Origin of the sequence: Mesobacillus sp., from assembly GCF_047739415.1 — a bacterium.
Lineage (GTDB): Bacteria > Bacillota > Bacilli > Bacillales > Cytobacillaceae > Mesobacillus.
In genome coordinates this window covers 1-6,571 of record NZ_JBIQOE010000247.1, presented here as the reverse complement: position 1 = coordinate 6,571, position 6,571 = coordinate 1, and the positions used below count along the sequence as shown (strand labels likewise).

At 39.3% G+C, this 6,571-nt stretch carries 8 protein-coding genes; 4 read left to right on the top strand and 4 right to left on the bottom strand.

Annotation, left to right across the window (positions count from 1 at the left end; all coding sequences use genetic code 11):
• Positions 1–657: 657 nt before the first annotated feature.
• A complete protein-coding gene (locus ACH0QE_RS19315) occupies positions 658–1,350 on the bottom strand; it encodes a DUF421 domain-containing protein (protein WP_415802115.1) in 693 nt (230 codons plus the stop codon).
• Between the two features lie 211 nt (positions 1,351–1,561).
• Here ACH0QE_RS19315 and ACH0QE_RS19310 point away from each other — a divergent pair, with 211 nt between their 5' ends.
• The gene (locus tag ACH0QE_RS19310) at positions 1,562–2,302 is read left to right on the top strand and encodes a L,D-transpeptidase family protein (protein ID WP_415802114.1); all 741 of its coding nucleotides are present in this window, start codon (positions 1,562–1,564) and stop codon (positions 2,300–2,302) included.
• Between the two features lie 42 nt (positions 2,303–2,344).
• Here ACH0QE_RS19310 and ACH0QE_RS19305 read toward each other — a convergent pair whose 3' ends face one another.
• From ACH0QE_RS19305 to spxA, 3 genes are all read right to left on the bottom strand, one after another.
• Positions 2,345–2,677: an IDEAL domain-containing protein gene (locus ACH0QE_RS19305; RefSeq protein ID WP_415802113.1), complete on the bottom strand. Its 333-nt coding sequence runs from the start codon at positions 2,675–2,677 to the stop codon at positions 2,345–2,347.
• 70 nt (positions 2,678–2,747) lie between these two features.
• Positions 2,748–3,170 carry an RrF2 family transcriptional regulator gene (locus ACH0QE_RS19300; RefSeq protein WP_415802112.1) on the bottom strand — a complete coding sequence of 141 codons (423 nt, stop codon included), beginning with the start codon at positions 3,168–3,170 and terminating at the stop codon, positions 2,748–2,750.
• 78 nt (positions 3,171–3,248) lie between these two features.
• A complete protein-coding gene (gene spxA / locus ACH0QE_RS19295; protein ID WP_415802111.1) occupies positions 3,249–3,644 on the bottom strand; it encodes a transcriptional regulator SpxA in 396 nt (131 codons plus the stop codon).
• Positions 3,645–3,871: 227 nt separating this feature from the next.
• On the opposite strand from spxA, the gene ACH0QE_RS19290 reads away from it, so the two are divergent.
• The 3 genes from ACH0QE_RS19290 to ACH0QE_RS19280 all read left to right on the top strand — a co-directional run bounded on the left by ACH0QE_RS19290 (position 3,872) and on the right by ACH0QE_RS19280 (position 6,313).
• Complete coding sequence (locus tag ACH0QE_RS19290) at positions 3,872–4,744, top strand: LysM peptidoglycan-binding domain-containing protein (protein ID WP_415802110.1); 873 nt, start codon at positions 3,872–3,874, stop codon at positions 4,742–4,744.
• A 115-nt stretch (positions 4,745–4,859) separates the two neighbouring features.
• Complete coding sequence (locus ACH0QE_RS19285; RefSeq protein ID WP_415802108.1) at positions 4,860–5,504, top strand: glycosyltransferase; 645 nt, start codon at positions 4,860–4,862, stop codon at positions 5,502–5,504.
• Between the two features lie 236 nt (positions 5,505–5,740).
• Positions 5,741–6,313: an MEDS domain-containing protein gene (locus ACH0QE_RS19280; RefSeq protein WP_415802107.1), complete on the top strand. Its 573-nt coding sequence runs from the start codon at positions 5,741–5,743 to the stop codon at positions 6,311–6,313.
• The last annotated feature ends 258 nt before the right edge of the window (positions 6,314–6,571 follow it).

Sequence of the window (6,571 nt, the reverse complement as noted above, 5' to 3'; positions counted from 1 at the left end):
GACTATTCCAAATAAAACAAGACCAATATACAAATACCAATAATCAATTAATAACTCCCATTGAAGTTGCTGAATTTCTTTTACTCTATCAAAGTAACCCATTAGTTAACTCCTTGTATTAGTCTTTTAAACTCTAATACGTTTGGGAGAAGCTTTAGTTTCAGTCTTTTTAAATGCCAATTACTCTACCAAAATCACTTTATACACTAAGAAGCTAAGTGACACATACCTAAGGCTTCTAAATTCACCTCTTTCGACACTCTTTAAACTTTAAACAAGTCTCATCTGTTATTTTTCTGACTAAACCCAAAAACTGTACAGCAGACAGCAAAAAGCTGAACCTAATTTCCATTCATAGGTTCAGCTTTTTCGTGCTTTAATGGTTAATTATTCGTAATTTAACGGTTGGCACTAATATTTCTACGGTTGGTTCATTTAATTATACGGTTAGCGCAAATAATTTAACGGTTGAAGAAGGTTTTTTAACGGTTAGGCCCACTTAATCCCCGTTGAGCACGATTTATTCCCCGTTGACCCAATTTTAATCCTCGTTGAACATGAATTAATCCCCGTTGGCCCAAAATCGCGACAAAGATCAACGGAGTACAAAATCAATTAGAGAAAGCTGACTCAACAAGTGCCTGGCTCAGCTAATGTTCAGTTCGCCTTCTTCTCATATTCCAGCACAAAAAGTGGTTCATTCTCCATCCATTCCGCGAATAGCACATCTTCAACATGGTGTATTTTTTGCTTCTCTAATTCATTTTTCAGCCACTGTTCGTCCAAGCCTGCTTCTTTTAAATTTTCGCGAACTACTTCCCCGTCAAGAATCATGTTAACTGGCAAGCTTGGATCTTCTGCTTTGATTTTCATATCGTTATTTTTAGGTGTGTCATAATCCGCTTTTGGCAGGACACTGACCATTCCATTCGTTTCGATGATCGCGTATTCTACTTCCCGCAAAGAAAAGTAGCCTTGCTGCCTGACAAGACTCTGTAACTGGTTGATATCCAACTTCGCTTTTTTTAAAGCCTCAAATTTAATCTTTCCTTTGCGGACCACAATGTTCGGCTCGCCCTCAAGCAATTTACGCGAACTGAGGAATTTTTGAGTAACTGTCTCTGTAACATAAACAAGCACTCCCCACAAGGTCACGGCAAAGGCAATTTCCCCTATCTTAACCTCATGGTCATAAATGGCATTCCCTACCAGCTCACCAAGGATGATCGCTGAAATGAAGTCAAACGGAGTAATTTGGGAGAACTGCGTCTTCCCTTGTAATTTTGTCATGATAAATAGAAATACAAATCCGCTCGTTAATTCTACAGCAATTGATAAATAATGATTCAACACTCCCACTCCTTCCTTACCCATTATGGGAAGATTTTCGGAAGTTGAACCGTTTTTTTTCAAAAAACCTCCATAAAACGACAAATAACTTGAATTTTTTGTCAAGATATTTATTTCCATATAACGGTAATATATGTAACTTTTATCATAAAAAATCGTTTATAAAGGTGAAAATACGTTTTGAGAACAAGGGGGTTGGGGAATTAAAAAGTTGCTGGTTTCGATGATGCTTCTAGTATCGCTGTTGTTCTTTGAGGCACCTGCAGAGGCTTCTGGCGGTGACATGATTATCATCAATAAGTCTAACAATCAACTGGCTTATTACAAAAGTAATAAACTGGTTAAAACGTTTAAGGTGGGAACTGGGCGGAAAGCTTCTTATACGCCCGAGGGCAAGTTCAAAATCGTTAACAAAATCAAGAATCGTCCTTATTACAGCGGGAACATCCCTGGAGGAGACCCACGGAATCCTCTTGGCGACAGATGGCTCGGCATAAATGCGCGAGGAACATGGGGAACAACCTATGCCATTCACGGCAATAATAACCCTAAATCAATCGGCGGATATGTGAGTGCCGGTTGCGTCCGGATGTACGACAACGAGGTGCAGTGGCTTTATGATCAGGTTAAAGTCAATACACCTGTTGTCATCACAACTTCCAAAAAGTCCTTTAACGCGATCGCATCCGCTAATGGATATAAGGTTACAGGCCAGGCTGCTGTTCCAGTTATCGCTGCACCAACAAGCACTGTCCTAAAAAAAGGCATGCGAGGCGCAGAAGTGAAGCAGCTGCAACAGGCTCTAACAAAGAAGGGCTACAGCACAAAAGGAATCGACGGAGTATTCGGCCCTGCTACAGAAGCAGCCGTAAAGAAATTCCAAAAAGCGAAGAAACTCAAGGTTGACGGCATCGCTGGACCAGCCACCAAAAAGGCACTAGGAATGAAATAACAAAAAGACGGTCCCTCCTCAAAAGGAAGGACCGCCTTCATTTTACACACCTTTTACTAGCTCTCTCATCGAGTTCAGCTTTTCAGAAAGCTCCAGGAACCATTCTTCATCGCCTGTGGCAAGCGCAAGATCAATGAGATATTGAATTTGCTCTTTGTTTTTCACTTTCGGATCCGGCAGTTTCTTGACTCCACTTGTAGAAATCGGAATGGTTTTGCCAACCATGGAATCGTCATCACTTGATGTAATCGTTGCATTAACCTTTTCGTCTAAAATATCAAGTGACTCTATATATCCGATGAATAATTCACCATCTCGGGATTTCCCCTTAATCCAATCGCCTACTCTTAAAATACTGTTATTATTGGACAACATATAAGTCACCTCATTCATTTAATCTGTAATATTTTTCATTACATTTATTAACTAAGAAGTCGTTGGCTCCTTAGTCACAACAGTTCGTTTCTTTTACCAGGTCCACTATTTCTTTGATCGAATAATGCTTCAAAAATTCCCCCAGATGTTCTTCGGCACCGAGGAAAATAGCAAACAGAACCTTGTGCATATTCGCTCCGACCATACATTTTTCATTAGAGTCAGGACACTTTGGCTGTAGTGCACCTTCGGAGGTCAGCTTATATATATCCCAGAGGTTTACATCATTTAAATCGAGCGCAAAAATGAAGCCGCCGCCGGTACCTTCTTTTGATTTGATAAAGCCATGTTTTTTTAACAAGCCCAGCACTTTGCGGATCCGCACGGGATGAACCCCTGCACTCTCTGAGATGGCTTCGCTTGTCGACATTCTGTCCGGCTGCAGTGCAAGCAGGGTTAAACTGTGAATGGCCAGGGTAAAATCGCTGTTCATTGCCTGCCTCCTAACAAAAGTAACTATTTGTTATGCTATATATTACCTTTTATCCAGTCTGATTTAAAGCAAAAGCAACTAGGTCGCGATACTATCCCACTCTAAGCCATTAAACGTACGCAGCTTGCGCGGCAAGAAGCTGCGAATCTCTTCTTCATTGTAGCCAACCTGCAACCGCTTATGGTCCTGGATAATCGGGCGGCGCAGCATTTGCGGATTTCTTCTGATTAATTCATATAATTGATTCAGCGGAAGAGAGTCAATATCCATATCCAGCTGCTTATAGGCTTTTGAGTTCGTCGAAATAATCTCTTCCGTCCCATCCTCTGTCAATCGAAGAATCGATTTGATTTCATCAACAGTAAGTGGCTCAGATACGATATTTCTTTCAATAAAATCAATTTGATGTTCCTGTAGCCATGCCCTTGCTTTCCGGCAAGACGCACAGCTTGATGTAATATATAAAGTAACCATTTTGATCAACAGCTCCTCTGTCTAACTGTAATAATAAAAATTACAGATAAGCAATAATAAAATCTTTTTAGATATAATATACCGATACTGTAATATTAAACTTTACAGTTAGCAATGTCAATAGTAGTTTCAAGGGCTCCACCCATTTATTCCTTCATGTAAAAATAGGCTTATCCCTTCGAAACTCTGTTGAAATCATCTCGTCAAACTATTTGAGGTGATAAAAAATGAAGAAGACAAAACGTTTCATGCAGCTCGGGTTGAGCATCTTGTTGATGGTTTCATTACTCTTTTTCGCCAACGGGTTTGGTTATGCAGATGACCACTCTCTGACTGTCAAAAAAGGTGATACACTTTACAGCATTTCTAAAAGATACAACCTGACTGTCCAGGAGTTAAAGGATTTCAATGGTTTAAAGAACAATACCATTTATACTGGGCAAAAGCTGATGCTTCCTGGCGTTGCAGAATCAGAGCCTATGTATGCAGTTGTTGGAGGTTCTTTTACCAAGAAAGACAATGCAACAAAGCAAATCGCTAGTCTAAAAAAGAAAGGAATTGAAGCTGCAGCCATTACTAAGGTCATTAATGATAAAACTTATTACCGCATCCAGGCTGGCGTTTTTTCAAAAAAGACAAATGCGGAGAAACAAAAAGAGCTGTTGCGCAAAAAAGGAATTAAAGATGCCTATATTGTAACGAGTAAGAATCTACTTGTTAATGGTGTGCAGGTTGGGGCCACATACAGCCAGCTTCTGCAGCAGTTCGGAAAGCCGATAAAAACCGAGGACCAGTTGAATATCAGGTCGCTGTATTACAATGGCGAGGGTGCAGGAGTTCGCGTGAATTTTAACATGGAGAATGGCTCAGTATTTGGACTGCAAGTCTATCCGGAATATTTAAAACTCAGCTCCCTTCCGAAAGACAAAAGCCAGGTTTTTGATGTATACGGATACCCTAATGAAGTAAAGAACGTCTCCTGCTACGAAAGCGCGACTTGCGGACAATTCATCTATCAATTTAATAAAAACAAATTGATCATCCAGTTCGACCGTGATGGAAAAACTGTACAGTATTATGATTTAAGTAAATTGCACTAACCTGGTGGCCGCCTTTGGGCGGTCTTTATTTTATGCTGAAGCTCCTGGATAAAAGAAATGGACTATATAAATAATAAAGGAGGATGTTATTAACCTACGAAGGAGAATGAGTACGATGAAAAAATTATTGTTGATGGGTTTTATTTTATTATTGCCGCTGAATATGATGGCCGGATCAACACCTGCCTTCGCTAAACCACAGCACAAGTGTATAACCCAATCCGAGGTAAAATTCGAGAATGATTTCCGGAGACTATGGATTGACCATGTATTGTGGACAAGCAATTATATTACAAGTGCAACAACAGCAGGTGCTGAGGATCAAAAAGACGTCCTTGAAAGGCTCCTAAGAAACCAGGAGGATATCGGAAACTCAATCAAACCGGTATACGGTGAGGCAGCTGGAAAAAAACTTGCAGACTTACTTAAGGAGCATATAGTTATTGCCGGTGGCATTGTTGAAGCAGCTAAAAGTGGTGATAAAGCAAAGCTCGAACAGCTAAACAAAGGATGGTTCAGAAATGCTGACGATATCGCGACATTCCTCAGCAAAGCCAACCCTTACTTGAAAAATGAAGACGTAAAAAAGTTAATGTACGCACATCTGGAACTGGTGGCAGATGACCTAAATGCAAGCTTGAAAAAAGATTGGCAAGCAAGAATTGTTTCAATTGACGACGGAATGACCCATATCATCATGATGGCCGATGCCATTTCAGATGCAGTTGTAAAGCAGTTCCCGGAGAAGTTTAAGAAATAAGAATAAGTATAGGAAGGTTTTTTGGTCAAAACCATGACGATTAAACCTTCCTGTTTTCATACAGACCATCCCACGAACACGCACTTCTTCATTTTTCAGTAAATCCCTTACCGCCTACATGTTCCATAAGCTTGATGCATGCAACTTTGTAACTTTAATAAGGCTTTTCCTTTAGATATATTTTATTAAAACACAAATTAACAGCTAAGTATGTTACAATTTAATGATAGTGTTATATGTCTACAATACAACGGGGTGCTAATTTGGAATGTGTGCATTTAAAAGAGGTTAATGAAATTGCAAGCCTGGCCAAGGGACATGGGATATATTTTTTCCAAGATCAGGACCGATATATTTCTAATGTCGTTGACTTTGTCATCTCGGGATTAGAACGAAATGAGTATTCCATCATTGTAGAAAATGACCGAATTATACCATTGATTCAAAAAAGACTCACAGACTTATTGGATGAAAGCCGTTTAGAAAAAGTGAAGTTTATCAATAATTATGACTTTTATTATGACAAGGGAGACTTTAGCATTAATTCTATTTTCGATTTCCTCCCGAACCTAATTGAAGGTTATTCAGAAAACTTAACTGTCCGGAGCTGGGCACATGTAGAATGGCGAGATGAGCCAGAGGTAAGCAAAAAATTAATGGGTTCTGAAAAAGAAGCTGATGTAATTGTGAATCAAACAAACCTTCTTTCTGTTTGTGCCTACGATTCAGAAAGGGTTAGTGAAGAATTAAAGCAAAGTCTACTGACCTGCCACAACCTTCTTATAAATGAAAAAGAAAATGGCGTGTAAACTGACATCAGTTTTCACGCTATTTTTTTGTTTTATTGCGTTTTCGCATCTAAAGTTTAAATAATCTTGTGAAACATAAGCACCCGTTAGCACAATATCAAATATATATTAATTTAATGGGGATTCAATCTTTTCATTTAATGCCTCTGCTTGGCTCATAAAAGAATCCATATTGGCACTTATAGTAATATTTAATCCTAATCCAACTTCACGAAGTGTTTTCCGTAAGTCTTCAAAGTTCTGTTTATCCTCTTCAGT

Coding starts and splice junctions, on each gene's coding strand:
- ACH0QE_RS19305 (WP_415802113.1), bottom strand. CDS start 2,677: ATGTTGTCCAATAATAACAGTATTTTAAGAGTAGGCGATTGGATTAAG.
- ACH0QE_RS19285 (WP_415802108.1), top strand. CDS start 4,860: ATGAAAAAATTATTGTTGATGGGTTTTATTTTATTATTGCCGCTGAAT.
- ACH0QE_RS19280 (WP_415802107.1), top strand. CDS start 5,741: ATGTCTACAATACAACGGGGTGCTAATTTGGAATGTGTGCATTTAAAA.
- ACH0QE_RS19300 (WP_415802112.1), bottom strand. CDS start 3,170: ATGAACAGCGATTTTACCCTGGCCATTCACAGTTTAACCCTGCTTGCA.
- ACH0QE_RS19290 (WP_415802110.1), top strand. CDS start 3,872: ATGAAGAAGACAAAACGTTTCATGCAGCTCGGGTTGAGCATCTTGTTG.
- spxA (WP_415802111.1), bottom strand. CDS start 3,644: ATGGTTACTTTATATATTACATCAAGCTGTGCGTCTTGCCGGAAAGCA.